The organism is Streptomyces sp. NPDC045846, assembly GCF_056431605.1.
The window spans coordinates 202,146-227,645 of sequence record NZ_JBWKKJ010000003.1 but is presented as its reverse complement, the minus strand read 5'-3'; the positions used below and the strand labels follow the sequence as shown (position 1 = coordinate 227,645).

The following is a 25,500-nucleotide window of genomic DNA, read 5'->3' as shown; positions in this document are numbered from 1 at the left end:
TGAAATCAATCAGGCGGGGGCCCGAACAGCCGGGTCGCCGAGGTCGTGGATTCGGCTCGGGAAGCGTGCAGACCGAACGCATGGTGCGTACGTTGCTGCGCCGGCGGAAGAAGACCCTGGGCGCGGGCGACGTCAAGGTGGCCGACAAACCCGCCGTGCGCCGCGCGGTGTCCGCGGCCGCGCTCGGCAACACGATGGAGTGGTTCGACTTCGGCGTCTACGCGTACGTCGCCGCCACCCTGGGCAAGGTGTTCTTCCCGTCGAGTTCGCCCGGGGCGCAGGTCATCTCGACGTTCGCCACCTTCGCGGCGGCCTTCCTCGTCCGGCCGCTCGGCGGGCTCGTGTTCGGGCCGCTCGGCGACCGGGTGGGGCGCCAGAAGGTGCTCGCCGTCACCATGATCATGATGGCGATCAGCACCTTCGCGGTGGGCTTCCTGCCGGGGTACGGCTCGATCGGGATGGCCGCGCCGATCCTGCTCCTGGTGTGCCGACTGGTGCAGGGCTTCTCCACCGGCGGTGAGTACGCCGGAGCCACCACGTACATCGCCGAGTACTCGCCCGACCGGATGCGCGGCTTCCTGGGCAGCTGGCTCGACTTCGGCACCTTCATCGGCTACTCGCTCGGTTCCGGCCTGGTCACCGTCCTGACCGGGGTCCTGTCCGAGGACCAGATGATCGACTGGGGTTGGAGGATCCCGTTCTACGTCGCCGGGCCGCTCGGGCTCATCGGCCTCTACATGCGGCTCAGGCTGGAGGAGACGCCCGCGTTCCAGGAGGCCGAGGAACGCGGACGCCAGGCGGCGGCCAAGGGTGGCGCCGCTTCCGAGGAGGACGAGCGCCTGGAGCAGGCCCGTATGTCGGGCAAGGGCCGCCTCAAGGAGGTCTTCACCCACCACTGGCAGGCCATGCTGGTCTGTATCGGCCTCGTCCTGCTCTACAACGTCACCAACTACATGGTGACGTCCTATCTTCCGACGTACATGAGCTCCACACTGGGTGAACCCGCGCTCACCGCCCAACTCCTCGTGCTCGGCACGATGGTGCTCGTCGTTCTCACCATCACCGCCGTCGGCCGCTCGTCCGACCGCTACGGCCGACGGCCGCTGTTCCTGTGGGGCGGAGGCGCGATGGTGGTCTTCTCCGTGCCGGTGTTCCTGCTCATCCGCCAGGGCGGCATCCTGCTTCCCGCCATCGGCTGCGCCATCCTCGGCCTGTTCCTGGTGTGCTTCGCGGGGACGAGCGCCGCGACGCTGCCCGCCCTCTTCCCGACCCACTTGCGCTACGGCGGTCTTTCACTCGCCTACAACTTCTCCGTGTCCCTGTTCGGCGGCACGACCCCGCTGATCGCCTCCGCCCTGGTGAACACGACCGGCAACGACCTCGTACCCGCCTACTACCTCATGGTGGCGGGAGTGATCGGGGTCATCGCCGCCCTGTATCTGCGCGAGACGGCGGGCAAGCCACTGCGGGGCTCGTCGGCCATGGCCGAGTCCGAGGAAGAGGCACGCGAGATGGTGGCGCACAGCCGAACTCATGCGGGCCGGCGCGCACGTGACATCTGGCTCCAGCTGCGCCAGGGACACCTGCCGCATGTGACACACCGCTCCGAGCGGCGCGGCAAGGGCGACCGGCACGACTGACGCGACGGCCTCGCGGGCGCGGACCTCGGCCTTCCTCGTCGTGGACCGGATTCGGCAACCGTACGACACTGTCATAGGTTGCGGCTCATGACACATGCGAGGGAAGCCGGTCCGGAGGACCTCTTGTGAGCCGATGGTGGGGCTACTTGGAGGACCGGACTCGCCGCGAGGTGGACACCAACCTGATGGGCGGCCGCCGGATCATGGCGGTCAAGGTCGTGTGGGAGGCGCTGCGTCCGCTCGACGTGGGCCTGCACGACGCGGAGTTGGTGGTCCAGGCGCGGTACGAAGCGCTGGGCGACCAGGTGCGCAGGCAGCCCGAGCCGCTCGACGTTCCCTCACTCGCGGGGCGCGCCGCGACCTTCCCCGGCCGGGTGGTGGCGGTCGAGGCACTCTGGGAGGGCGACACGGTCCACGACTGGTTCGTGCTGCTGGTCGCGGTGCTCGACGACCCGGTGGGGGAGGGCGAGCTGGCGACCGTGTATCGCGGCGCGCATGAGAGTGCGCCCGGCTTCGTGGCTGCCGCGGTCGGCCGGGCGTTGGCGGACCACCTCGGAGTGCCGTTCCACTTCGCCTCGCCGGACGTGCCCGACGACCGGGCCCCCCGCTGGCGGACGCGCCGGGTCGAGGGGCCTCGCGGGCACCGGTGAGGGCCGGTTCAGCCGAACCGTACGCTGTTGGGCCTGTACGTGCCCCAGGTCAGCCCCGTGCGCGGGGGCACGTATTCGGTGATGCCGCTGCACGCCAGGCCCGTGTAGAGGGTGGCGCCGGTGTCCGTCTGGTTGTCGACGCCGACGGCTGTCCGGTTGAAGCCGATGCAGGGGCCGTCTGGCGGGTTGAAGATCGCGCTGGGTACGCCGTCGGTGCCGGTGTAGTCGAACCTGCCGGTGGCGGCCTGGGAAGAGGTGGGCAGGGCCACGGTGAGCAGCAGGGCCGCGGTCAGGATGCCCAGGGCGGTGGGAAGTCGTCGCATGGTGTGCTCGCTCTCGCGTACTCGAACGGCAGTTACGGGTGCGACACGAGCATGGACCGGGCGGCGGGCGGAGCGTGATGGCGCACGGGTGTGAGAGCGGGGGCGTGTGGGAGCACCGGCCCCAGGCGCCCGTACTGGGAACGGGCGCGTGGGGGTGGTGTGCGCGGCGAGCGGTCCCTCAGGACGGCCGGGTGCTCCGGGCAGGGGGCCGGGTTCGGGGGACGGCGCGCATCAGCGTGTGCAGTACGGCGTCGAGCGTGTCGCGGGGTGGTTCGTCGGCGACGTGGGTCAGCAGGCGGGCGAGGGCCCGCAGCAGGGTCGGTGAGGCCATGACGCGCGGGTGGAGGACGGGCCGGTAGCCGTAGCGGCCCAGGACGAGATCACCGGCCAGGTTGCCGAGCCGGTAGTGGCGGCCCCAGCGGCGGTTGATCTCCGCCGGGTACTGCCGCAGGGCGTGTTCCCGCCCGGCCCCGGCGGGCCTGGCCAGCGCCAGCGCGATCGTCTCCGCGGCGACCTCGGCCGCTTCCAGGGCCTGCCCGATGCCCTCGCCGCTCCAGGGGCTCACCATGCCCGCGCTGTCCCCGACCAGCAACAGCCCACGGTGGTACTGGGGATGCCGGTTGAAGCCCATCGGCAGGGCGGCACTGCGCAACGGGGAGGTGGCGTTCTCCTCGGTCACGCCCCACTCCCGGGGGAGGCGCCCCAGCCATCGGTCCATCGTCGTGCGCAGGTCGATCGGGCCGTGGCGGCGGTGGGGCATGGCGCCGAGACCGACGTTGATCCGGCCGTCCCCGAGCGGGAAGACCCAGCCGTACCCGGGCAGGTCGCGGCCGGTCCTGCTGCACAACAGGTCGGCCCACAGCTCCAGATAGGGATCCTGGGAGCGGTCCTCGCTCTGGTAGTAGCGGCGGGCGGCGGTGGCGATGACGCGTCGCGGGTCGCGCTCCAGCCCCAGCTGCACGGCGGTCCGCGCCGAGGCGCCGTCCGCGGCGACCACCAGCGGAGCCCGGAAGCGGACGGGCCGCTTGTCGGGTCCTGCCAGGGCGGTCACCCCGGTGATCCGTCCCGCCCGGTCGGTCAGCGGGGCGGTGACCCGCATCCCGGTGCGCAGCCGGGCTCCGGCCGCGACCGCCTGATGGGCCAGGATGTCGTCGAAGTCCCGGCGGCTGCGCGTGAGCCCGAAGTCGGGATGGCTGCCGAGGCGGGGCCAGTCGATGTCGACCTGTCGACCTTCGCACACCCAGCGCATGCCGCGGTTGCGCATCCACCCGGGTGCGTTGATGTCGATGCCCATGCGCACCAGTTGGTGCACGCCGCGTGGGGTGAGCCCGTCCCCGCACACCTTGTCGCGGGGGAAGCCACTCTTCTCCAGGAGCACGACTTCGACGCCGGCCCGGGCCAGATGGAGCGCGGCCGCGGACCCTGCCGGTCCCGCTCCCACCACCAGGACCTGCGCTTCCTCGCCGTCCTGCTGCTCGGCCTGTCGGCCGTCCGGTCCGGCGGGGTCGCCCGTGCCATCGTCTCGTGTGATCACTCTTCCACTATGGGCGATTCTCGGCCGCGACACCGGGAACTGGCGGATGTCCGCGAGAAGAGGACCAGGCGACCGGATCGAGGGGAAGAGGCAGCCCCTTCACCCCGATGTGACCCGCGGTCAGTCCAGCGGGGTACCCGTCTCCTGGGCCAGAACGCTCAGGAGACGGTCCTGGAACGCCTCGTCACCCACCGCGTCATGGGGCTGCTGTCGCTGGTGGTGGTACCAGTACCCCGCGCTCGTCAGGGCTTCGGGGTCAGTGCTGGAGGCCAGCCACTCCTGCGTCCGATGGCCGAGTTCGAGGTCGTCCGGTGCGCCCGGCCCGCCCATCTTGGTGGGCACCCATCCCGGATCAACGGCGTTGCTCAGCACGTCGGGGCGCAGCCGGGCGACCGCGACGGCGAGCGTCGTGACGAACAGCTTGCTGTCGGCGTACGAACCCGCGCTCGCGCCGCGCCAGTCGACGCCGGTCAGCGAGGGCCGGCCGTCGAAGTGCGAGCCGCTGCTCAGGTAGACATGGCGGCGCGGCCCGCGCAGCAGGGCCGTGAGCAAGTACGGGGCGATGATGTTGACCGGCATGACCGCCGGTCCGCTCCACACCCCGGCGTTGTGAATGACCGCGTCGAGCGGCTTGGCGGCGTTGAGCTCGGTGGCGATGCGCCGCACGGCGTCGCGATCCGCGAAATCGCCCACGACGATGCCCGCTCCGCGGTCGACCAGAGGCTGCGTGTCGGCCGCGCGCTCCTCGTTCCGGGCATGCACCACGACGTCGTGACCGGCGCTCAGCAAGGCGTCCGCCGCGGCCCGCCCCAGTCCGTCCGCGGAACCGGTCACCAGGATCCGGCTCATGATCGCACCGCTGTGCGCATGGAAGGCTCTCCTTGATTCGGGTCGTGCTCACGGTGACGGGCGGTTTCAGCCTGTCATGGATTGTCGGGCGGATGGGGTGGACAGGACGGATGGGGCGCACGGGGAGACGGCCGAGAGGGTGCCGCGCTTGAGCAGGAGCACTGGAACGGCGCTTCACCCCACCGGTTGATGGTCCACCTCGCGATCAAAGAAGCCGACGCCGAGCACGATGTCGTGCACCGGCTGACGCCCGTCACAGACGCCGAGTGCGCCTTTGCCCCGGCGGCCGACCGACACTCCAACCCGCGCCGTCGCCCCAGGCGGAGGCCTCGGAAACGCGTCGGCCCGCACGGCCTGCGGGATGGCCGGCAGGTGGCATGGCACGGTCCAGTCGACGCCAGTTCACCCTGGGGCGCGCTGTCGGTCGGTTCACCTTCGCACCCGATGTGGACGTGTCCCCGCGTACCTATGTGGGGTGGTGGCGCGTGTTCGACGGGTGGGGACGGGGGGCTCGGTGTAGCGTCGAATTCAGCTGTCATGGTTCCGAAGTATGTGTCGCCCGTGGGTTCAGCTCATGGGCGATTGTGCTGTTCAGATTCTCTGCGGGCCAGGCAATTCACCTTGGGTCTCCGCAGAGTGCGGGCACCGTCTCCAGCTCCCTAATAGGAGGACACAGTGGCCAGTGGAACCGTGAAGTGGTTCAACTCGGAAAAGGGCTTCGGATTCATCGAGCAGGACGGCGGCGGACCCGACGTCTTCGCTCACTATTCCAGCATCGCGGCCATGGGATTTCGCGAGCTCCAGGAAGGCCAGAAGGTCACCTTCGACGTGACGCAGGGACAGAAGGGGCTCCAGGCGGAGAACATCGTCACCGCCTGACCGGCCCCGGCTTCTCCCGCGGCTCCTGAGCTGCTTGACGGAGCGAGCCGTGGGCCCACGGAGGGGTGGTCGACTCTGTCCGCCCCTCGCGCCCGCTTCGCGGCACTGCGCCCCGCCGAACGAATCGGCGGGGCGCAGTGCCAGGGGTCGCAACCCTTATGACGTGAGAGCCCTGCGGGTTGTCTTGTGACCGATGTGTCGCGTTACCAGCGATACCATCGGGCGCTCCCGCCACGCGGGCGGGCGACGAATCCGATGAGCCACAGGACCAGCACCACGATGGCGATCCACCACAGTGCCTTGAGTGCGAATCCTGCGCCGAACAGGATCAGGGCGAGCAGGAGAACGAGAAGCAGGGGAACCATAGTTATCAACCTCCAGACCGCCGTGTGCCCGGGAATGCACACGCCAATCGCTCGCGGGAAAGTGGTTCGAATTCTTCGTACGGGGCACCCGTAGTCGATTGCCGGGATGCGGAAGACGCCCCAGATCACCCCAGATCAAGGACATGGTTGGGCGTGGACGCACGAGTGGGGCCCGGCCGGAACCTACGGCCGGGCCCCACCGTGTGCCCGGAGGCAGCGCTCGCGGGCAGACGGCCTCTGGGGGGAGCGGCTCGCGCCGCGTCAGCGCCCCGAGGAAGGCCGGGTGTCGGGACAGCAGCTCAGTGCTGCGGGCCCCGCCGGTCGCCGCGGCCCCGCTCGTTGCCGCGTCGGCCGCCCTTGCCCGTACCGTCGTCGTATTCGATCTGCTCCTTGCGGACCTTCTCGGAGACCTCCTGCTGCTCGGTCACCTTCTCGGTCTCCAGGCGGACGCGTTCGACGGCGACCTTCTCCTTGCCCACGACCGGGCGTTCGGCGTGCAGGGTCACCTCGGTCTCGGCCTCACCGATGTCGGCGCGGACCGGGTCGCCGTCACGGATCGGCTCGCGCACGACCCGGACCTCCTCGTGGCTGACGGGGACGGTGGTGACCACGTTCTCCGTCACCACGACCTTCCGCAGGCGTGCCCGGCCGACCTCCTGCTCCTCGGTTCCGACGTGCAAACGCTCCTCGGAACGCACGAGCTCTTCGTCGCCGCGCCGGGTGCCGGCCGCCGCGGTGCCCGTCTTGCCGGTGCCGCGTGCGGTGTCCCCGTGGAGGCCGTAGTGGCGGTACAGGTCGCGCTCTTCGTCCGCGTCCAGGTGCTGGTCGGCGTCGACGTGAGGGGCGTCGTGGACGACGGACTTGGGGTGCATGATCGTGAGGGTGTCACCGTCGCTGCGGGCGCCGGACAGGGGAACGAAGGTCTCCTTCATTCCGAAGAGTCCCGTCTTGACGGTCACCCACTCCGGCTGGCCCGTGCGGTCGTCGAGCCAGACCTGCTCGACGGTGCCGACCTTGGCGCCGTCGCGGTCACGAACGGTGAGGTCCTTGAGCTGGCCGGTATGGAGAAACGCTGTGGTCATGCTTTCCTCGCTCCTTGACGGCTACGGCCGGGGGTTCCGTGCGCCCCATGGGGAAGCCGCGCCCTGTCCCCACTCCCGCCCCTACCGACGGGTCACGCAAACGCAGTCCCCCGCCGTGAGCCGCCGCTGCCCCCGCGCACGCCGGGAAGGCAGAGGGCCCGCGTGTGCCGGTTTCGTACGGGAGTGCTGTGCTGGGCTGCCCTGACGGGTGGGGCGGGCAGCGGGGAGGGGGGAACGTCGGCCCTCGTTCGGCCGATGGTGGGAAGGCCGCGGTCCATATGTGCTGGGACCCCGAAGAGCGCTGAGCTGTTTGCTGCGCCAGGCGCCCGTCGGCGCCGGGAGCCGATGGCCGGTCGACGGTACGGCGTGGTCATGCCATACGTCCTGCCTTCGCCCACCGGTTGTCCCGCCGACCGAGGGGCCTGCCCCCGCTGTCACAGCTCCAGGTCGCGCTCCATCTCGTGGAGCCGGGCCCGTGGGCGCGTGGTGCGTCCGGGGCCGCTGGGTTCCGGCCCGCCGCGGCGGACGGGCAGGGGTTCCGCATGTCCCGGAACACGCGCGGCCGCATATATGCGCTGATCGGGGTACTCGCTCTGTGGTTCCGGGAAGAGTCTCCGAGCCAGAGGTGCCCCAGGATGTGACCGGGGCCCGCCGGAGACCGCCCGCGCCGGTGGTCCGTACGCCTCCATGGAGCCGGAGCGTTCAGCGACGTGGAGCCGCACTCGGCACCCGCGGCGGCCGGGTCGTGTTCCCGCGGCACCTCGCGCCGCGGGTTTGCGGCCGCCCCCCCCGGGACCGTGGTTGTCCCCCTTGGAGAAAGGCGCCCCATGACAGACCCGATCGGTCCGCAGGACCCGACCGAGAAGTACCCGCAGCCGGATCTGCCCCAGCAGGACCAACAGCACCCCGGCTGGACCGGGCCGATGGACCCGCCGCCGGATCACGGCGAGCAGACGTACCGGGGCAGCGGGCTCCTCGCCGGCCGCAAGGCCGTCCTGACGGGGGGTGACTCCGGCATCGGGCGGGCGGTGGCGCTCGCCTACGCCCGCGAAGGCGCCGACGTGCTGTTCACCCATCTGCCGGAAGAGCAGGACGATGCCCGCGAGACCGTGGACCTGGTGGAGGCGGCGGGGCGCCGGGCCGTCGCGGTGAGCTGCGACATCCGCGAGGAGCAGCAGTGCCGTGACCTGATCGACCGCGCGGTCGCGGAGTTCGGGCGCATCGACGTACTGGTCAACAACGCGGCGTACCAGATGTCCCAGCCCGACGGCATCGAAGCCATCACCACCGAGCAGTTCGACCGGGTCCTGCGCACCAACCTGTACGGGATGTTCTGGCTGACGAAGATGGCCGTGCCGCACATCCCGGCCGGTGGGTCCGTCATCAACACGACCTCGGTGCAGGCGTACCAGCCCAGTCCCCATCTGCTGGACTACGCGATGACGAAGGGGGCGATCGTCACCTTCACCAAGGGCCTGGCGCAGATGCTGGCCGAACGGGGAATCCGCGTCAACGCCGTCGCGCCGGGTCCCGTGTGGACACCCCTCATCCCGGCGACACTGCCGGACACGGCCGAGTTCGGGAAGCAGGCCCCGCTGGGAAGGCCGGCGCAGCCCGCCGAGATGGCGCCCGCCTACGTCTTCCTCGCCTCCGAGCGCGCCAGTTTCATCACCGCGGAAGTACTGAACGCCACCGGTGGCTCCCCGCTTCCGTAGGCCCGGGCAGGCACCGCAGGTGGCCCTGCCCGGCATGGTCCGCCGCGGCGGGCGGGACGACAGGACGGAACGTTGAGAGATCTGAGTCAGGCCGCCGTGCAGTGGTGGCAGTGGGCGGGCTGGGAGTGTGCGGCCGTGGCCCGGTCGACGCGGCGGGCGCTGCGCGGGCCGGGGCCCGAACGTGACACCGCCGTCCAGGCGTTGAAGGCCGCCGCGGCGGCGCTGATCGCCTGGGCGCTGGCGGGTTGGTGGTGGAAGGCGCCGATGGCGCTGCTCGCACCCTGGACGGCGATCTTCCTGGTGCAGAGCACGGTCTACCGGTCGCTCAAAACGGCCTTGCAGCAGTTCGTGGTCGTGGTCATGGGAACGCTGCTCGCGGCCGGTGCCGGTGTGCTCACCGGCGACACCATGCTGGCCATGGTCATCGTGCTGCCGGTGACGATGCTCTTCGGCTCGTACGCCCGGTTCGGCGCCCAGGGTCTCAACGCGCCGACAGCTGCCCTGTTCGTCCTGGTCTATGGCACGTACTCGGGGTTCGACATCCTGCACCGGCTCCTGGAGACGCTGCTGGGGGCGGCCATCGGGCTCGCCGTCAACGCGCTGGTGCTGCCTCCGGTGCACTCCCGCAGCGTGCGCCACCTGCGCGGACACCTGCCGGATGAGAGCGCCGCGCTGCTGCACACCATCGCGGACGGCCTCGGCGGCGACGGCCTGACCCGCGAGGAGGCGCAGGCCTGGCACGACCGGGCCCGGCGGCTCACCGATCGCGTCACCGACCTGCGCACCGCCCGCAGTTGGTCGGACGAGAGCTACCGCTTCAATCCGGGTCACAGGTTGCGCCGCTCCGCCCCGGTGCCGCCCGCCGCGGACTGGGACTTCACCTGGGACCGGATCACGAGCCATGTCGAAGCGATCACCCGGACGCTGACCGAGGCCGCCGAAGGCAGGTCCGACCACGCCGTCCTTCCGGATCCGGCGCTCGCCATCGTCGCCGAGCTGCTGCGGGCCGCGGGGGACGTGTGCGAGCTGGACGACACACTGGAGCGCTCCACCGCCGACGCGTCGCAGGCGGACGATACGGCGAGCGAGCGCGGCCGGGACCGGCGGGAAGCGCTGAGGACGGCGTACGCCGCTCAGGCCCGGCTCAGTGCGGTCTTCCGTGAGCGCAGCGGGGAGTTGCCGGACGCGCTCGCGGCCGTCACCGCCGACACGATCCGGCTGCTCGGTGACCTGTCGGAGATCGCGGGACGTGCGCCCGACGAGGAGCCGGACAACGAGGGCGGCAGTTTCGAACCGTCCGAGGACCGCTCTGAGCCGGACCGATGCCGAGGCGACGGCGCATGAGCGCGCCGTGGGTTCAGGCGGCCTGGCGCCGGTCGCCGAGGGCCTGGATCAGCTCGTCACGCGTCATGGTGGAGCGGCCCTCGATTCCGGCCGCCGTCGCCTTCTTGTAGAGCTCGGCCTTGTTCATCGTCCGCGGGTCGGCCCCCTTCTTCGAGGACTGGACGCGCTTCTTCCCGGACGGCTTCTTCGCCGTGTGCCGGGCGGCGCGCTTGGACCCGCTGCCTCGTGCGGTGGCCTTGTCACGGCTGTCCTTGGGGCTGCGCGCCCCTTCCACGCTGGCGCGCAGGGCTTCCATCAGGTCGAGGGCGGGCGACGGCTTCGGAGCGGGCCCGGCCTTCTCGACGCTCTCGCCGGCCTTCTTCGCCTCGATGAGGGCGCTGACCTTCTCCTGGAACGTGTCGTGGAAGCGCCCGGGGTCCCAGCTCATGCTGAGCGCTTCGATGAGCTGCTCGGCCATGCGCAGCTCCTTGCTCGAGGCGGAGGTTCTCCCGGGGAGGTCGCCGATCTCCTCCTTCGGGTTCCGGATCTCGTCGGCCCAGTGCAGCGTGTGCAGGGTGATGAGGCCGTCCTCGGCCTTCACTGCGACGAGGTATTCGTGCTGGCGCATGACGAAGGTGGCGATGCCCGCCTTCGCCGACCGTTCCAGGGCCTGCTCCAGCAGGCTGTAGATCTTGGCGTAGCCCTTGCCGCGCGGGGCGAGGTAGTACGTCCGGTCGAAGTAGATCGGCTCGATCTCGTCGAGGTCCACGAACCCGGTGATCTCCAGGGCCTGGGAGCGGCCGGGCGCGATGTCGTCGAGTTCGGCGGGCTCGACGATGACGTACTCCTCGCCGGTGTCGTAGCCCTTGACGATGTCCTTCGCGTCGACTTCCTCGCCGGTGCGTTCGTTCACCCGCCGGTCTCGGATCCGGTCCGAAGTGCCGCGCTGGAGCTGGTGGAAGTGGATGGTGTGGGTGTCGGTCGCGGTGTACAGGCCCACCGGGATGCTGACCAGGCCGAAACTGAGGACTCCTGACCACACGGGTCTGGCCACCGCGCCACCGCCTTCGTCGTCAGCCCCCTTTTCCGTAGGTTCTCAACCCGCCGGTGACCTGTCGCGCCGGCGCCGTCCCACGGATGCTGTCCGGTGGTGCCCGTGCCATCGCCGACGCGGCGGCCGCTCGCCGGGGCCGGGAGGGCGGCGCCGTTCATCCGCGGGGGAGGTCGGCGTCCACGACGAAGGGCCTTGCCGACGGGGGAGGCGGCAAGGCCCTTCAATCGTCAACAATACGTCATCCGGGGTCGTGTGCCCGGAGGGTGGGCGGTGCCCGGCCGGTGCCATCCCCTTCGCTCGCCGGGGATTACCTGGACGGGGCCGGATCGGCGCTGGGGTGCCGCTCGCCTTCATCCTGGAGGAGGCGGGCCTTCTCCAGGAGGCGTCGACGCAGTTCGGGGTCCCGGGCGCGTGCCGCGGCGGCGTTGAGTGCGTCCACCTGGTCCCGCAGCTGTCGGATGCGTAGGTCGCCTGCTTCGTCCGTGGTGCTCACGGTGATTCTCCTAGGTGGTTCGAGAGGCCGGGGTGCGGGTGCACTCTGCGCGGTCACCGCGATTACCCCGCACCCGTGACGGCGGGCGCCGACCGGGCCGGTGTGCGAACAGGACCCGATCGGGGGTCAGGCGGCTGCGTCGCGTTCGGCGAGGGCCTGGTTCCGCACCCGGGTGCAGGTACGGGCGATGAGGCGTGAGACGTGCATCTGGGAGATGCCCAGTTCGTCGGCGATCTGGTGCTGGGTCATCTCCTGGAAGAACCGCATGTAGAGGATCTTCGACTCGCGCTCGGGCAGCGCCTGGAGAGCGGGCCGGACGGCCTCGCGGTCGATGACGTGGTCGAAGCCGGGTTCGGTGGTCCCGAGCGTGTCGGACAGGGACGGTCCCTCGCCGTCGCTGGTGCCGTCGGTGCCGGATTCGGCCTCCAGGGAGAGGCTCCTGAAGGACTGGAGGGCTTCGAGCCCGTCACGGACCTCGTCCTCCTCCAGCCCGGTGTGGGCGGCGAGCTCGGCGATGGTCGGCTCGCCCGGCTGGGCGGACTTGAGCTCGCTGCGCGCCGCGCGGACCTTGTTGCGCAGTTCCTGGACCCGGCGCGGGACGTGCACGGACCACAGGGCGTCCCTGAAGTGCCGCTTGATCTCACCGTTGATGGTGGGAATGGCATAGGCCTCGAAGGCCCCGCGGGCCGCCTCGTAGCGGTCGACGGCCTTGATCAGGCCCATGGCGGCGACCTGGCGGAGGTCCTCGATGTCGGCGCCCCGGTTGCGGTACTTGCCCGCCAGCCGTTCGGACATGGGCAGCCACTGGGTGACGAGGTCGTCGCGCAGGGCGTCGTGCTCGGGGCCGTTTGCGAGGGAGTTGAGGCGGGTGAAGGCGGCCTGGGTGTCGGGCGCGTCGTGGTGGCGCGAGAGAACGGTGGTGGGCATCGGAGGGGGCTCCTGCACGTCGGTCAGCTGGGTGACAGCCGCGGAACCTCATGCGTGAAGGGCACAACCGGAGTCGGCGCGCCCAGGACACAGCGGTCCCACGGGCGTGCCTCCGGTCCGAAGCACGTGGGGCGCCTGCCCCCGTTCCCACCCCGCAAACGGGGGTCATCGCCCCGTTCACACGTTTCACACGTTCGGGTTGCAGGTGGGACCGGATGCCCGGCCGCGGCGGCGGGCGGACGTTCGTGCAGGTGGAGCGCAGGGGCGCGGGCTACGCGGTGGGCTGGGCCATCACCATGCGGGTGATCTCCACGCGTGACTTGGCGCCCAGCTTGCGGTAGGCGCGGGTGAGGGCCGCTTCGACCGTCTTCACGCTGAGCACGAGACCGGACGCGATCTCGCGGTTGGTGGCGCCCTGTGCGACGCGGGCGACGACGCTGCGTTCGGTCGACGTGAGGGGTGCCGACCAGCCCTCTTCCGGCAGGCAGGCCGGACTGTCCTGCGCGCGGTCGCGTTCGGCGCGGGTCATCGCGGACCAGGGGCGGGCGTCGGCCTTGGTGAAGATCCGCTGCGCGCCCGCGAAGGCGGCGCGCGCGGCGGCCTCTTCGCCGAGCAGGCGCCGCACCCGGCCCAGGGCCACCCTGGTCCGTGCCTCCTCCAGCGGATACCCGGCGGCCTGGAGCCGCGCTGCCGCGCTCTCCAGCCCCGCGGCCGCCCGGGGGAGTCGGCCGCGGGCCGCGTCGACGGCCCCTGCCGCCCGGTCGAGCGTGGCCAGGACACCGGGCCGCCCGAGGCGCGTGGCCTGGTGGCGGGCGGGCCGGATGACCGCTTCCGCCTCGTCCGGGGCGCCGACGGCGGCCAGGGCCTCGGCGAGGTCGGCGTGCCAGCGCCGGGTCGCGGGGTCGCGCTGACCCTGTGCGGTCTCCAACTCCCCGGTACGGCGCAGGAGTTCGACCGCCTGCTCGCTCTGGCCGCTGAACAGCCGGATCCTTCCCTCGGCGTGCAGGGCCCGGGGCAGGAAGAGCCGGTCGTCGTCGTCCTCGCTGTGGCGCCTGGCCGCCTCCGCCGCGGTGAGCGCCCGACCGAGGGTGCCGCCGGCCGTCTCGGCGAGGGAGACCGCGTACCAGGCGGGCCCCTGGCTCAGCCCCGCCTCTTCGGTCATGCGCAGGCTCTGCCGGGCGATGGACAGGGCGGGGCGGCAGCGGCCGCGCTGGATCTCGACCTGCGCGAGACCGATGAGGCACTGGCTCAGGCTGTCGGCCGAGCCGCGCTGGCGCAGCCTGTAGACGAGGGTGCGCAGTTCGGCGCGGGCCTCGTCCAGCTCGTCGCGCACCAGGTGGAACCGGTGCTTGAGGTAGAAGGGCCCGTTGTGGTGCGTCATGGCGTGCACGTCGTGCGGGGGAGTCAGGGCGGCTGCCAGCGTCGCCTGCGCCTGGGGGAGCCCCAGGAAGAGTTCCAGGGCCGCCTGTTGGGTCAGGGCCAGCAGTTCGGTCCGCCGGTCGCCGGCCCCCGCCGCGAGCCGGGCGGCCCGGACGGCATGGCCGTGCGCGCGGGCCGCCGATCCGCCCACCATCCACTCCCGCCAGCTCATCCGGTAGTGGAGCTGGGCGAGCAGTCCGGGCTCGCCTGCCGCGTCGCGTACCGCTTCCGGGAAGACGTCGGCGATCTCGGCCATCGCCTGGCCGCACGAGTCGATCACGACGTTCCAGGCACGCACGCGCTCGGCCGGGCGCCGGGCGTCACCCAGAACCTCGTGCGCGAGCTGCCGGGCGAAGCCGAGGTCTCCGGCCTCGATGCCGTCCTCGGCGGCGGTGAGTCTGCGGTCGATGTCGACCTGTGCCTGCTCGGCAGGGGTGTACTCGGCGGCCAGGCGGCCCAGACGCGCGGCGGTCCTGGGGGCACCCCGGCGGCGGGCCGCCGCAGCGGCGGCGTCGAGCCGCGCCGCCACGACGGGGTCCGGGCCCGCCGCGAGCCGCGCGATGTGGTGGGCGCGCTCGACCGCGTCGTCGGACGCGTCGGCCAGCGCGCGGTGAGCGTCCAGCAGACGTGCGCAGGAGGTTCCCGACTGGAGCACCATCGGCGTCAGGGGATCCAGGAAGGCGATGGTCGCGTGGTCCGACGCGCCTCTGACGCGGATGATGCCCTGCCTGACGCACGTGTCCAGATCGGCCGCGGCGTGGCGGCGGCCCGCGCGTCGCAGCAACTCCACCGTGGGGCGCACGGCGGCGCTCGCGACGACCAGGGTCTGCCGGGCGCCGGCGGGCAGGGCATCGATCCGGTCGAGGATCGGTCGGCGCAGGGAGCCGGGCACGGGCAGCGGTTCGGTGGGGTCGGGCAGGTCCGCCCCCTCGACCCGTACGCGTTCGTCGAGCGCGGAACTGAGCTCCAGCGCCGTGCGCGGGTTGCCGCCGCTGGCCTGGTGCAGGCGCGCGAGGAGCGGGCGGGGCCACGCCGGGTGGTCGTGCTGTTCGAGGAGTTCGGCCACTTCGTTGGCGGTCAGGGGTGGGACCGGCATCCGGCGGACCGGCCGGGGGCAGAGCTCCAGGGCGCCGTCGTCGGAGCAGGGTCTGGGCTCGTCGTCGGTGTCGTCCGCGACCCCGGTCCGCACGGTGGCGAGCACCCCCAGGCCGGGGTCGGCGCGGCGGGCGAGATAGGTGAGGATCTCGGCCGTCTGCCGGTCGAGCCACGGTGCGTCGTCGATGACCAGCAGGAGGGGACCGGTCTCGCCGAGCAGTGCGAAGACCTTGCGGACGGCGATGCGCAGCACGAGTGCGTCCCGCCCGGTCACCGTGCCCGCGTCGGCCTCGACGGCGGGCGTGCTGCGCAGCAGGGCCCTTTCGAGGGCGGCTCTTTCGTGTGCGGCCAAGGCGGCCAGGTCGTCCTCGTCGACGCCGGTCAGCAGGTCGATGAGGCCGAGGAAGGGGCTGTTGCGTTCGGCGGGGGAGGGCGAGCAGCGCAGCACCCGGTGGCCGCGGTCACGCAGGTCCGCCACCACCTGGCAGGCCACCGTGGTTCTGCCGATGCCCGGCGGGCCGGTGAGCACGACTCCGCCGCCGCGGTGGAGATGGGTGCGTACGGTGTCGTGGAAGGCGCCGCGTTCGACGGCGGACGGGAGGGCGTTCGCCGGGCCGTCCGGCGCCAGGAGGGTCGGCTCGGTCATCGCAAGCCCCTTCGGACACAGCCTTGTTCATGCCTCAGGCAGTGGACACGCGCCTGTCGTTCATTTCGTTGTGCCGCGCCGAATGTAGGACCGCCCTCGGTGAAAGGTCAAGACCAATCGAAGGGTGACCGGCCAAGCCGTCGGGCAGACGGAACGGGCCGCCGGTCGGATGACCAACGGCCCGTCCATAAAGGGCAGTTGCTGGAAGGCGCCAGGTGGTGGGATCAGCAGGCGCCGCCGTCCTTCCAGACGGCCCAGGAGCCGGGCGCCCCGGGCTCGGCTCCGGTCGAGTACCACTGCGAGGACCACTTGTGGCCCTTGTACGCGACCTGGTCGCCCGGCACATAGCTGGTGGAGGCACTCCATGCCGGGAGGTTGCCGCAGCCTCCCGGCGGGTTGCCGCCGCCGGTGATGGTCCAGGTGAAGGAGGCCGTGCCGGTGGCGTTGTCCGGGTTCTTCGCGGTGACGGTCACCGACGAGGTCCCGGCGGTGGTCGGGGTGCCGGTGATGAGTCCGGTGGAGGAGTTGATGGTCAGCCCCGCGGGCAGTCCGGTCGCGCTGTAGGTGAGCGTCTTGCCGCCGGGGTCGCTGGCCTGGATCTGCAGGGAGACCGCGGTGCCGACGGTGCCGTTCTGGTTGCCCGGGTTGGTGACCGAGGGGGAGCCCGGCTGCCCGTTGCAGCTGCCGGGCACGGGGTCGGCGCCGGTGACGCTGACCGCCGCCCAGGCGGCGTTGATGGTGTTGTACTCCGTGCAGTGCGCGCCGTAGAGGTCGGCGGCGGCCTTCAGTGAATCGGTGCGGGCCTGGTGGTAGTTCTCGCTGCTGTTGGCGTACGACGCGAGCGCCTTGTACCAGATCTTGGCGGCCTTGTCGTTGCCGATGCCGGTGACCGTCGAGTTGTCACAGGTGGGGCTGTTGCCGTAGCCGTGGTCGCCGCTGCCCACGGCGGCCAGGAAGAACCAGTGGTTCAGCGGGCCCATCGAGTAGTGCGGGTCCAGGCTGCCGTTGCTGCTGTCCCAGCAGTTGGGCGAGTGGCCGTCGAGGGAGGGGTCGTACATGTAGCGCAGCGGCCGGCCGTCGCCGTTGATGTTGATGAGTTCGCCCATGGTGTAGTCGGGGGTGTCGACCGGGTTGTTGGCGTAGAACTCGACCATGGTGCCGAAGATGTCGCTGGTGCCCTCGTTCATGCCGCCGGTCTCGCCGGTCTCGTCCCAGCCGGTGAGGGCGCCGCTCACGCCGTGGCTCATCTCGTGGCCCGCGACGTCGAGTTCGACCAGCGGGCGGGCATTGCTCTGGCCGTCGCCGTAGGTCATCTGGGTGCCGTCCCAGAAGGCGTTCACGTACGCGTTGCCGTAGTGGGTGCGCGACGGCACGCCGCGGCCGTCGCCGAAGATGCCGTTGCGGCCCTGAACGTTCTTGTAGTAGTCGAACGTCTCCGCCGCGCCGTAGTGGGCGTCGGCACCGGCCGATGCGGGATCACTGGTGGAGCCGTTGCCGAAGGTGCCGCTGGAGCTGGTGAAGACCGAACCCGTGCCGCTGGTGGCGTGGTTGAGGTTGGTCGTGTAGCCGTTGCCGTGCGACGGGTCCTGCATCGAGTAGCCGCCGCCGCTCTGGGTGACGTCGAGGGAGACCCTGCCGCTGTAGATGGTCTGCCCCGTGCCGGCGACGGTCGGTGCGGCGGGCCGCGCCGCCGCACCGACCTTCGAGGCGGTGGCGTGCGCGGCCCCCTCGGCCGCGAACGTGCTCACCTCGTCATTGGTCCGTACGACCTTGCCGGTACGGGCGTTCACCAGGACGTGCAGACGGCTGGGGGTCTGGTCGGGGCGCGTGCCGCTGACGACGGTCTCCCAGACCAGGGTGGCCGCCGCGCCCTCCATCTGCACCGCCAGGTGCGCGGCGGAGACCGAGTCGACGTGGCCCTTGAACGCCGCTGTCGACACCTTCGCCGCGCTGGGGGCGGCCAGTTGGGGTGTCGTGGAGACCGCCGCGGAAGTCTGCGCTCCGGTGGCGAGTGACTGGTAGGTGCCGTCCTGCTTCAGGCGCACGACGACGTCGCCGCCGTAGGTGGGCAGTCCTTTGTACGTGCGGTCGAAGCGGACGGAGGCGGAGCCGTCGCGGTCGACCACCAGGTTCCGGACCGCGAAGGCGTCTCCGTCGGTGTGGTGGGCCGCACCGGAATGGGCCGCCAGCGCCTTCTGCGCGGCGTCGACGACGCGGCTGCGCACGGCCGGCGTCGGATCGGCCGTATAGGGAGCGGCGGCGAAGGCGCCCGGACCTGCGGGGGTGGGATGCGGCTGCGGAGCCGGAGCCGCCATGGCGGCGGGCAGGGCGATGGCGGACATGGACACACAGGCCAGCGTGACCGTCAGGAGTCTCGCGGCTCTTCGTATCTCCATAGGAGTGGGGGTTCCTTTCGCTTCGGGCAGGGGGGCGTCCGCCGCTGCCGCGCGGGGAAGTCGAGGGAGGCAGCGGACGCCGGGGGCTGTGCTGACGACGCCGCTCTTGGCAGGAGCCGCACCGACGCACGAGTGTCCGCGAGGGCGGCGACGGCGGACAGGCACTGGCCGGAGTGCGAGGGGTTTCCCTATCCCGGCGGCCGGTTGGCCGGGCTTGCCCCGCGGGCGCCCCTGCGCCCGCCACCGTACGTACGTCCACCCGGGCTCGGGGGGAAGCCCCGGGCAGGGCCCGGGGTCTGGATCGTTGATCCCGGCGTGGGTAGGCTGCCCGCCGGATGATCTTGACTCGTCGAGGTGGGGGACCTCGTTCCTCACCTCGACGCCCTTCGTGGGTCCGCCGGGACGCTCGCCATGGACCGGGGGGCCGCGACCGAATCGTCGTACGGGAGATGCCGCAGCATGAGCACGCCACCATCGCCGCCTGGAACGGCACCGGTTGACGGGCGATCCGTCCGGATCGGTGCTCTCGTCCCGCTGACCCCGCCCGGCTGGGTCGAAGCGGGCCGACACCTGCTCGCCGGACTCGAGTTGGCCGTACGCGACGTCAACGACACCGGCGGCATTGATGGGCGTCCCCTTGAGCTGGTGGTGCGGGACACCGCGGCCGATCCGCGCCGGGCCGCGGCGGCCGTGGACGAACTCGCCGCCCTCGGCGTGGCTGCCGTGGCAGGGGAGTACCACAGCGTCGTCGCGCGCGCCGCCGCTGCCCGGGCCGACGCCCTCGGCCTGCCGTTCCTCTGCTCGTCAGCGGTGCTCGACGCGCTCACCGACCGGCCGACGCAGTGGGTCGCACGCCTGCCCCCGGCCCAGTCCCACGGCTGGGAGATCTACGCGGACTTCCTGCTCGGCGAGGGCCACCGCCGTATCGCGGTCGCGGCGGAGCCGAGTGTCTACTGGGCGACGGGGACCCGGATTCTGCGGGACCACCTCGCCCCGCGCGGCGCCACTCTCATCGAACTCGACGCGCGCGGGCTCACCCCCGCCGCCTTGAGCGACGCCCTCGTCGACCGTGGCGCGACGGCCCTCCTTCTGCTGGTCGGCTTCCCGGAGCCGGCGGTTCCGATCGTCAAGTCCGTCCGCGCTGACCAGCGCCTCGCGGGCCTCAGGATCGGCGCGCCGGCAGGGCAACCGGAGTTCGCCGGGTGGGCAGGACTGTTGGGCGAGGACGGCACCGCGGTCCCGTTCCTGCGCTACCGGCCCGACCGGCTCACCCCGCTCGGCGCGCGAGTCGAGCAGGTCCTCGGCGAGCGGCTGGCCCAAGAGCCTTCCTTCGTGGCCTTCGAGGGCTACGACACGATCACCGTGCTCGCCGATGTGCTCCGTTCCCAGGGTGACGACCGTGCGCGCATCGCCGAATCCTGGCCGGGCGTCGCGGTCGAGGGCACCCGCGGGCAGATCCGGTTCTCCCGCACGCCGGACATCAGCGTGTGGCAATGGGTCTGGCCGGCGGTCCAGGTGGTCGAGCGCGACCCGGCGGACCCCGACCGCTTTCGCGTCCTTCACACGGGCTGAGAAGCGGGAAGGGTTCAACTGGGCTGTGCCCGTGGCGACTTGAGGCAGCGGGGCCGCCCCACCGCGGCGTTGGTGATTCACCGTAACGGCCTTGGCCGCGCCGGATGCCGCTGCCAGACTGCGGCGGTGGACATTCGGGGGGATGGGCGGCTCGGGCCGAGGCCGTTCGCGGTGCGGCCGGTCGTGGCGGTGGCGGGGGCTCTCGCCGTGGTGCTGATCGCGTTGTCCGGGCGGTACGGCTTTCACCGCGACGAGCTCTACTTCCTGCTCGCCGGCCGGCACCCGGCCTGGGGCTATGTGGATCAGCCGCCGTTGACCCCGTTGCTCGCCCGGGCGGGTGCCGCGGTCTTCGGCGCGAGCCCGACGGGGCTGCGCGTCGTCCCCGCGCTGCTGTCCGCCTGCTCGGTGGTGCTGACCGCGCTGCTGGCGCGCGAGGTGGGGGCCGGGCGGGGCGGGCAGATTCTCGCGGCGGCGTGCTGCGCGTGCTCGGGTTACGTCCTGGCCATCGGCCACCTGCTGTCCACCAGCACCTTCGACCTCACCGCGCAGCTGGCGGTCCTGCTCGTGACGCTCCGGCTGCTGCGCACCCGCGACGGCCGCTGGTGGCCGGTGCTGGGCGTGCTGGTCGGGGTGACCCTGCTGAACAAGCAGCTCGTCGTGTCCCTGCTCCTCGCCCTGATCCTCGCGCTCGCCCTGGGGGTCCTGTCGGGCCGCCCCTGGCGCGACCTCGCGCGACGTCCCCGGAAGGAAAGCGCGCGGAGGCTGCTCGGACCGCTGCTCGCGCTGTTCCTCGCGCTCCTCGTCAGTGCGCCCACGCTCTGGTGGCAGGCGGCGAACGGCTGGCCCGAGTTGAAGGTGGCCCGGGTGCTCAGCCACGTCAACGGGGTGTCGGGACGGTTGCTCTTCCTGCCGCTCCACCTGCTCCAGTTCTCCCCGGTCCTGGTGCCGGTCGCGATCGTGGGCCTGCGTCGGCTGCTGCGCGATGACGAGCTGCGCTGGGCCCGCCCGCTGGCGCCGGCCTACCCCCTGCTCTGCGTCCTGGTACTGGTCGGCGGAGGCAAGCCGTACTACCCGCTCCCGTTGCTGCTCGCCGTGACGGCGGCGGGATGCGAACCCGTTTTACGGCGTGCCCGCCGCTCCTGGCGAACCCTCGCCCCCTTCCTGCTCCTGGCTGCGGCCACCAGCGCCCTGGCCGCCCTGCCGGTACTGCCGGTGTCCGCGGTCGCGGTGACCAACGCCGTCGACATCGACCAGGGCGAACAGGTCGGCTGGCTCCGCTTCACCCGTACCGTGGCCGCCGCCTGGACCGCGATCCCCCCACCACGGCGCACCCATGCCGTCCTGCTCACCTCGAACTACGGCGAGGCAGGCGCACTCGCCCGGTACGGGTCCGCGTACGGGCTCCCCGTCGCGTACTCCGGTCACATGAGTCTGTACGACTGGGGGCCGCCCCCGAATGGCGACGACGGTCCCGTCCTGCTCGTCGAGCAGGCCGACGGCCGCCACCGCCCGCGACAGCCCTTCGCCGACTGCCGCACCGTCGGCCTGATCGACAACGGACACGGCATCGGCAACCAGGAGCAGCACGCGCAGATCGCGCTGTGCGAAGGCCCCCACGAGCCGTGGTCCCGGCTCTGGCCCTCTCTGCGCCAGTACTGACCTTTCACCGGTCGCGAGCTCCCGCTGCCCGCCGGTCCAGGAGGACGCGGGACCGCCGAAACCGCCTCCCCCGGAACTCCCCGCACCGGGCGGTGCGTTGACCGAAGAGAGTCCTGGGGCACACGGACACGGAACCCGCATCGAGCAGAGAGTAGGACAGGTATGGCGTACGAGCAGCCGCTGAGTGAGCCGGATCCGGAAGCGGCGGGGCCCACGGAGGCGGAGAGGGCCGGGCGGGAGGCGGTGCGTCGGCAGGCGCAGGGGATGGGGCATCACGAGGCCGCCCAGGCGTTCCGTCTTCTCGCCGCCGCCCCGGACAGCCCCTCGGAGGACGAGCCGGACAGCCCGGCCGCCAGGAAGGACGGCGGCCGCCGCTGGGCCGAACTCGCCGAGTGGGAGCGCATTGTGGGGCAGCTGTCCCTCCACGCGGGAACGTACGACGTGGCCTCGGACCCGTACGTCCAGGGGGAGCGGGCGGCGCACTGACGGGACGCACGGGGTGGGTGCGGTGAACGTCCCCGAGGAAGAAGTGGAACGCGGCCGCAACGTCTGGCGCTCGCGCCGCGGTTGAGCGCCTTGAGGGGGGTGTTCATGTGGTGCACGGTGACCGGTTCAGGGGATTTCGGGCGGCTTGGCAGCCGGCCACGAGTCATCGAGCGGCATCACAGCGTGTTCCACCGTTCGGGGTGCGCGGCGTGTGGGACGCGTCGGTCATTCCGGCGGGTTCAGCGACGATTTGTGCGTTATGGGGCAGATAAGGGCCGAGGTCGGCCCACCCGTGTGCGCGGAGTATGTTGATTCGGCTTGCCTTCTGGATGCGAGGGCCTGCGGACTTGTCGGAAGGCGAATGCGGGAGCAAGTGCGATGACCGATCTGCTCGGTAGACCCGAGCCCGGAGCGGACGATTCGGCGGCGGAGAGAGAGCGGCTCCGCCAGGAAGTGCGGGAGCTGCGGGCCAAGGTCCGCTCGCGGGCGTTGATCGCCCAGGCGCAGGGAGTGCTGATGGAGCGCTACCGCCTGCGAGGGCCCGAGGCGGCGTTCGCGTTGATGCAGCAGGCCTCGCAGCGCTTCAACATCAAGCTCCGGACCGTGGCCGAGGCCGTGCTCACGGCCCCCCGGCCGGAGCCGGGCCGGGCGCTGTGGTTCCCGGGCAGGGCCCGGCGGGGCGCCCCGCCGCTGGACACGCTGGGGCTGGACGGGGCCGACCGCGCCCACCACAGCGAGGTGCTGAGCGCGGTCCTGACCCAGACACTGGCGATCACCAACACCCCGATGGGCAACGTACAGCTGGCCGACCCTGCCGAGCGGGCTCTGCGCATCGAGAAGCACACCGGCCTGAGCGCCGATTTCGTCGACTTCTTCGCCGTGGTCGGCGACCAGGGGACATCCTGCGCGAAGGCGGCCATGGAGGTCGCCCAGACCACGGTGCGCGACGTCGCCACCGACCCGGTCTTCACCGCGGCGGCGCGCCAGGCGATCCTGGAGGCAGGCAGCCGCGCGTGCCACAGCGTGCCGCTCGTCACCGCCGACGGGACCTGCGTCGGCATGGTCTCGGCCCATCTGGAGCGCCCCATCCAGGATCTGCACCCGGCGCAGCTCAAAGCACTCGCACAGACTGGTCGGCAGGCCGGCGAGTGGCTGGCCTGGCACCGGCGCACCATTGTCGGGGACGCGCTGGAACACCTCCACGCGATCGCCCGCGACCCCGCCGCCATACCCGAAGCCCGCCGCCCCTGACCCCGAGCGGCACCGGGCGGTGACCGGAGGCGTGGAGGAGGGGAGCCTCACCCAGCCCTCATGTCCAGGCGCCTCAGACCTGAGGCGTGGACATGTGCAGGCGCAGGGTGAGGCCGGTGTGGAGCGCGCGGACCTCGACGAGGTCGCAGAGCTGGTGAATCATCCACAGGCCGCGGCCGCCGTTGCTCGATGTGAGGGTGGGGCGGCGGCGTCCCGCCAGGGGGTTGGTCAGTCGGCCGCTGTCCCGCAGCTCCGCCACCGCCGTACCGGAGTGGGTCCACCACAGGCGCAGGATGCCGCTTCCGCCGCCGTGGACAACGGAGTTGGCGGCGGCCTCGCTGATGGCGATGACGAGGTCGTCACGCCGCCGCTGGTCCAGGGGCGTACGCCGGGCCCAGGCGTCGGCCTGCTCCCGCACCTGGCCCAGCTCGCCGGCGGTGTACTCCAGGCGCACCTCGGTAGCGTCCGGTTCCGGCAGCGGCCCATCACACCCGGCGCACACCACATCGGCCAGGGTGTAGACGGAACTGGACCGGGTGTGACCGTCCTCGATCAGGGTGGGGTGCGTGCGTCTGGCGTCGGCGATCACCTCGGGCGGGAGGGTGCTCGTGTCGTACGGGCACAGAATGCTGGCCGTGCGGCCGGTGAACGCGGTGTTGATCAGGGCCTCGTGCCGGGTCGCCTCCACGATCTCGGCCGGTGAGCGGCCCGCCCAGATGGGCTCGCCTATGATGCGCACCGCCTGCCCCGGATGGGCGTCGGCGAAGCCCTGAAGGGCGGCCAGAATGCGGCCGGGGTTGCGGCCCAGTTCGGTCATGTCCGCGAAGTCGACGGCGGTGCCGTCCGCTCCGAGGTCCTGGCGCAGCGCGTCGAGGCGCGGCCCGGGGACGGCGACGAACACCGGCTCCTCGGCTTCGAGGGCGCTGCGGACGAAGCTGCCGGTCTCCCGCACGTACTCGTCGAGGTCCGCGTAGAAGAGCGCGGGATGGAAGAACGGTTCGTTGTCGGGGCCCGCGGCGACGGCGATGGTCATGACAGCACCTCCAACGCGGCGCACTCGTCCGGGAACAACTGGGCAACCCTCCGCAGTGAGTAGGGCGGCTCGTGGAGCAGCAGGCGCCGCCCCTGACGGCGCAGCCGGTGCGTCGCCTCGACGAGGGCGGCGACCGCCTCCGTGTCGAGGAACATCGCACGGGACAGGTCGAGTTGGAGTGTCGCGCCGGGGATCCTGGTCACCGCGGCCAACGCCTCGGTGAGGGCGGATCGGCTGTCGAGGTCGGCGCTGCCGGTGAGGCGGGCGCCCGCGCGGTCGCGCAGCGGGGTGACCGCGAAGGGCAGGGGCCGCCAGTCCGAGGCCGGTGCGTGGGCGTGGTGCGCCCCGCTCAGAAGCCCGGCCGTTCCGGAGGGCACGACCCGGCGGTCGAACATGCACAGTCCCGTCACCGGCAGCTCCGCGTACACCTCGCGGTCCAGGCGGAGTTCGTACTCCAGAAGCCGCTCGGCTCCGGGGACCTCACGGGCGCACCAGGACTTCTCGCCGATGATCGTCAGCCCGGTGAACCCGTCGGCCAACGCCTCCGCGCACGCGGAGCGCACCAGGGAGATGACGCGGTCGGGGTCGAAGGGGAGGTACTGGAGGAAGAACGCGTTCGACGGAAGAACGCGCAGCTGTCCGCGTTTCTGCGCGGCGCTCACGTCCACGCCGCCCCGGCCCAGCACCTCGTGCAGCAGGTCCGGCGCCGAACCGTCGATGTCGCACAGGACGCGGCGGCCCCTGTCGAGGCCCGTGCGCACGCAGCGCACCACGGTCTCGGCCCAGTCGGTGTCGTCGCCGTAGGCGAAGAAGGCGTGTTCACCGCGACCGAACGGTACGGCGGGGCCGTGGGCTGCGGGCACGGGGGACTCCCTTCGCGTTGTCGGGGCTGGGGATGAGCGGTGACGAGCCTAGCGGGTGCGGTGTGAGGGCGCTCCGGAGTATGCCTGGTCACGCGAGTTCCGTCCGCCGGGCATGGGGCGGGGACCAGTGGGATAACCTCCTCGGCGGTGCGTGTGCGCGCGGTGTGGATCTCGTGAGGGTCCCGGCGGGTGGCCCGCTCCGACCGGGCGAGGATGGCGGGCCAGTGGCCTGGCGTACGACGGAGG

Annotated in this window: 21 protein-coding genes; 9 read left to right on the top strand and 12 right to left on the bottom strand. The window is 71.8% G+C overall.

What is annotated here, in order from left to right; all coding sequences use genetic code 11:
* Window positions 1-80 precede the first annotated feature (80 nt).
* Both proP and AC07F3_RS10000 read left to right on the top strand, forming a co-directional pair.
* Window positions 81-1,640 (top strand): glycine betaine/L-proline transporter ProP, encoded by a 1,560-nt coding sequence (proP, locus tag AC07F3_RS10005; protein ID WP_479113057.1) that lies wholly within the window; start codon window positions 81-83, stop codon window positions 1,638-1,640.
* A gap of 125 nt (window positions 1,641-1,765) precedes the next feature.
* Window positions 1,766-2,290 carry a hypothetical protein gene (locus tag AC07F3_RS10000; RefSeq protein ID WP_479112311.1) on the top strand — a complete coding sequence of 175 codons (525 nt, stop codon included), beginning with the start codon at window positions 1,766-1,768 and terminating at the stop codon, window positions 2,288-2,290.
* A gap of 8 nt (window positions 2,291-2,298) precedes the next feature.
* On the opposite strand, the gene AC07F3_RS09995 is transcribed toward AC07F3_RS10000, so the two are convergent.
* The 3 genes from AC07F3_RS09995 to AC07F3_RS09985 all read right to left on the bottom strand — a co-directional run bounded on the left by AC07F3_RS09995 (window position 2,299) and on the right by AC07F3_RS09985 (window position 4,996).
* The gene (locus AC07F3_RS09995) at window positions 2,299-2,613 is read right to left on the bottom strand and encodes a hypothetical protein (RefSeq protein WP_479112309.1); all 315 of its coding nucleotides are present in this window, start codon (window positions 2,611-2,613) and stop codon (window positions 2,299-2,301) included.
* A 178-nt stretch (window positions 2,614-2,791) separates the two neighbouring features.
* Complete coding sequence (locus AC07F3_RS09990) at window positions 2,792-4,060, bottom strand: geranylgeranyl reductase family protein (protein WP_479113055.1); 1,269 nt, start codon at window positions 4,058-4,060, stop codon at window positions 2,792-2,794.
* Window positions 4,061-4,267: 207 nt separating this feature from the next.
* Window positions 4,268-4,996 (bottom strand): SDR family NAD(P)-dependent oxidoreductase, encoded by a 729-nt coding sequence (locus tag AC07F3_RS09985; protein WP_479112307.1) that lies wholly within the window; start codon window positions 4,994-4,996, stop codon window positions 4,268-4,270.
* A gap of 675 nt (window positions 4,997-5,671) precedes the next feature.
* On the opposite strand from AC07F3_RS09985, the gene AC07F3_RS09980 reads away from it, so the two are divergent.
* A complete protein-coding gene (locus AC07F3_RS09980; RefSeq protein ID WP_479112305.1) occupies window positions 5,672-5,875 on the top strand; it encodes a cold-shock protein in 204 nt (67 codons plus the stop codon).
* Window positions 5,876-6,078: 203 nt separating this feature from the next.
* Here AC07F3_RS09980 and AC07F3_RS09975 read toward each other — a convergent pair whose 3' ends face one another.
* A complete protein-coding gene (locus AC07F3_RS09975; protein WP_114037515.1) occupies window positions 6,079-6,240 on the bottom strand; it encodes a DUF5670 family protein in 162 nt (53 codons plus the stop codon).
* Between the two features lie 299 nt (window positions 6,241-6,539).
* The gene (locus AC07F3_RS09970) at window positions 6,540-7,322 is read right to left on the bottom strand and encodes a DUF2382 domain-containing protein (RefSeq protein WP_479112304.1); all 783 of its coding nucleotides are present in this window, start codon (window positions 7,320-7,322) and stop codon (window positions 6,540-6,542) included.
* 827 nt (window positions 7,323-8,149) lie between these two features.
* Between AC07F3_RS09970 and AC07F3_RS09965 the strand changes: the two genes are divergently transcribed.
* Both AC07F3_RS09965 and AC07F3_RS09960 read left to right on the top strand, forming a co-directional pair.
* Window positions 8,150-9,037: an SDR family oxidoreductase gene (locus AC07F3_RS09965; protein ID WP_479112302.1), complete on the top strand. Its 888-nt coding sequence runs from the start codon at window positions 8,150-8,152 to the stop codon at window positions 9,035-9,037.
* A 72-nt stretch (window positions 9,038-9,109) separates the two neighbouring features.
* The gene (locus AC07F3_RS09960) at window positions 9,110-10,381 is read left to right on the top strand and encodes an FUSC family protein (protein ID WP_479112300.1); all 1,272 of its coding nucleotides are present in this window, start codon (window positions 9,110-9,112) and stop codon (window positions 10,379-10,381) included.
* Window positions 10,382-10,394: 13 nt separating this feature from the next.
* On the opposite strand, the gene ku is transcribed toward AC07F3_RS09960, so the two are convergent.
* From ku to AC07F3_RS09935, 5 genes are all read right to left on the bottom strand, one after another.
* Window positions 10,395-11,414, bottom strand: a complete 1,020-nt coding sequence (gene ku / locus AC07F3_RS09955) for a non-homologous end joining protein Ku (RefSeq protein WP_479112298.1) — start codon at window positions 11,412-11,414, stop codon at window positions 10,395-10,397.
* Between the two features lie 307 nt (window positions 11,415-11,721).
* Window positions 11,722-11,907, bottom strand: a complete 186-nt coding sequence (locus AC07F3_RS09950; RefSeq protein ID WP_479112296.1) for a DUF6381 family protein — start codon at window positions 11,905-11,907, stop codon at window positions 11,722-11,724.
* 126 nt (window positions 11,908-12,033) lie between these two features.
* Complete coding sequence (locus AC07F3_RS09945; protein WP_479112294.1) at window positions 12,034-12,834, bottom strand: SigB/SigF/SigG family RNA polymerase sigma factor; 801 nt, start codon at window positions 12,832-12,834, stop codon at window positions 12,034-12,036.
* Window positions 12,835-13,105: 271 nt separating this feature from the next.
* The gene (locus AC07F3_RS09940; protein WP_479112292.1) at window positions 13,106-15,994 is read right to left on the bottom strand and encodes an AAA family ATPase; all 2,889 of its coding nucleotides are present in this window, start codon (window positions 15,992-15,994) and stop codon (window positions 13,106-13,108) included.
* 224 nt (window positions 15,995-16,218) lie between these two features.
* Window positions 16,219-18,390 carry a M4 family metallopeptidase gene (locus AC07F3_RS09935; protein ID WP_479112290.1) on the bottom strand — a complete coding sequence of 724 codons (2,172 nt, stop codon included), beginning with the start codon at window positions 18,388-18,390 and terminating at the stop codon, window positions 16,219-16,221.
* A gap of 459 nt (window positions 18,391-18,849) precedes the next feature.
* On the opposite strand from AC07F3_RS09935, the gene AC07F3_RS09930 reads away from it, so the two are divergent.
* The 4 genes from AC07F3_RS09930 to AC07F3_RS09915 all read left to right on the top strand — a co-directional run bounded on the left by AC07F3_RS09930 (window position 18,850) and on the right by AC07F3_RS09915 (window position 23,358).
* The gene (locus AC07F3_RS09930) at window positions 18,850-19,962 is read left to right on the top strand and encodes an ABC transporter substrate-binding protein (protein ID WP_479112288.1); all 1,113 of its coding nucleotides are present in this window, start codon (window positions 18,850-18,852) and stop codon (window positions 19,960-19,962) included.
* A gap of 126 nt (window positions 19,963-20,088) precedes the next feature.
* On the top strand, window positions 20,089-21,621 hold the full coding sequence (locus AC07F3_RS09925) for an ArnT family glycosyltransferase (RefSeq protein WP_479112286.1): 1,533 nt from the start codon (window positions 20,089-20,091) through the stop codon (window positions 21,619-21,621).
* Between the two features lie 162 nt (window positions 21,622-21,783).
* Window positions 21,784-22,107, top strand: a complete 324-nt coding sequence (locus tag AC07F3_RS09920; RefSeq protein WP_479112284.1) for a hypothetical protein — start codon at window positions 21,784-21,786, stop codon at window positions 22,105-22,107.
* A 378-nt stretch (window positions 22,108-22,485) separates the two neighbouring features.
* Window positions 22,486-23,358 (top strand): ANTAR domain-containing protein, encoded by an 873-nt coding sequence (locus AC07F3_RS09915; RefSeq protein WP_479112282.1) that lies wholly within the window; start codon window positions 22,486-22,488, stop codon window positions 23,356-23,358.
* Window positions 23,359-23,431: 73 nt separating this feature from the next.
* On the opposite strand, the gene AC07F3_RS09910 is transcribed toward AC07F3_RS09915, so the two are convergent.
* The gene (locus AC07F3_RS09910) at window positions 23,432-24,391 is read right to left on the bottom strand and encodes an anti-sigma factor RsbA family regulatory protein (protein WP_479112280.1); all 960 of its coding nucleotides are present in this window, start codon (window positions 24,389-24,391) and stop codon (window positions 23,432-23,434) included.
* Window positions 24,388-25,254, bottom strand: a complete 867-nt coding sequence (locus AC07F3_RS09905; RefSeq protein WP_479112278.1) for an MEDS domain-containing protein — start codon at window positions 25,252-25,254, stop codon at window positions 24,388-24,390. Before AC07F3_RS09905 ends, AC07F3_RS09910 begins: the two co-directional genes overlap by 4 nt.
* Window positions 25,255-25,500: the final 246 nt, after the last annotated feature.

What these genes read in the sequence shown, in the direction of transcription:
- proP (WP_479113057.1), top strand. Translation starts at nt 81, where the DNA reads ATGGTGCGTACGTTGCTGCGCCGGCGGAAGAAGACCCTGGGCGCGGGC.
- AC07F3_RS09995 (WP_479112309.1), bottom strand. Translation starts at nt 2,613, where the DNA reads ATGCGACGACTTCCCACCGCCCTGGGCATCCTGACCGCGGCCCTGCTG.
- AC07F3_RS09985 (WP_479112307.1), bottom strand. Translation starts at nt 4,996, where the DNA reads ATGAGCCGGATCCTGGTGACCGGTTCCGCGGACGGACTGGGGCGGGCC.
- AC07F3_RS09975 (WP_114037515.1), bottom strand. Translation starts at nt 6,240, where the DNA reads ATGGTTCCCCTGCTTCTCGTTCTCCTGCTCGCCCTGATCCTGTTCGGC.
- AC07F3_RS09970 (WP_479112304.1), bottom strand. Translation starts at nt 7,322, where the DNA reads ATGACCACAGCGTTTCTCCATACCGGCCAGCTCAAGGACCTCACCGTT.
- AC07F3_RS09965 (WP_479112302.1), top strand. Translation starts at nt 8,150, where the DNA reads ATGACAGACCCGATCGGTCCGCAGGACCCGACCGAGAAGTACCCGCAG.
- AC07F3_RS09945 (WP_479112294.1), bottom strand. Translation starts at nt 12,834, where the DNA reads ATGCCCACCACCGTTCTCTCGCGCCACCACGACGCGCCCGACACCCAG.
- AC07F3_RS09940 (WP_479112292.1), bottom strand. Translation starts at nt 15,994, where the DNA reads ATGACCGAGCCGACCCTCCTGGCGCCGGACGGCCCGGCGAACGCCCTC.
- AC07F3_RS09935 (WP_479112290.1), bottom strand. Translation starts at nt 18,390, where the DNA reads ATGGAGATACGAAGAGCCGCGAGACTCCTGACGGTCACGCTGGCCTGT.
- AC07F3_RS09930 (WP_479112288.1), top strand. Translation starts at nt 18,850, where the DNA reads ATGAGCACGCCACCATCGCCGCCTGGAACGGCACCGGTTGACGGGCGA.
- AC07F3_RS09920 (WP_479112284.1), top strand. Translation starts at nt 21,784, where the DNA reads ATGGCGTACGAGCAGCCGCTGAGTGAGCCGGATCCGGAAGCGGCGGGG.
- AC07F3_RS09915 (WP_479112282.1), top strand. Translation starts at nt 22,486, where the DNA reads ATGACCGATCTGCTCGGTAGACCCGAGCCCGGAGCGGACGATTCGGCG.
- AC07F3_RS09910 (WP_479112280.1), bottom strand. Translation starts at nt 24,391, where the DNA reads ATGACCATCGCCGTCGCCGCGGGCCCCGACAACGAACCGTTCTTCCAT.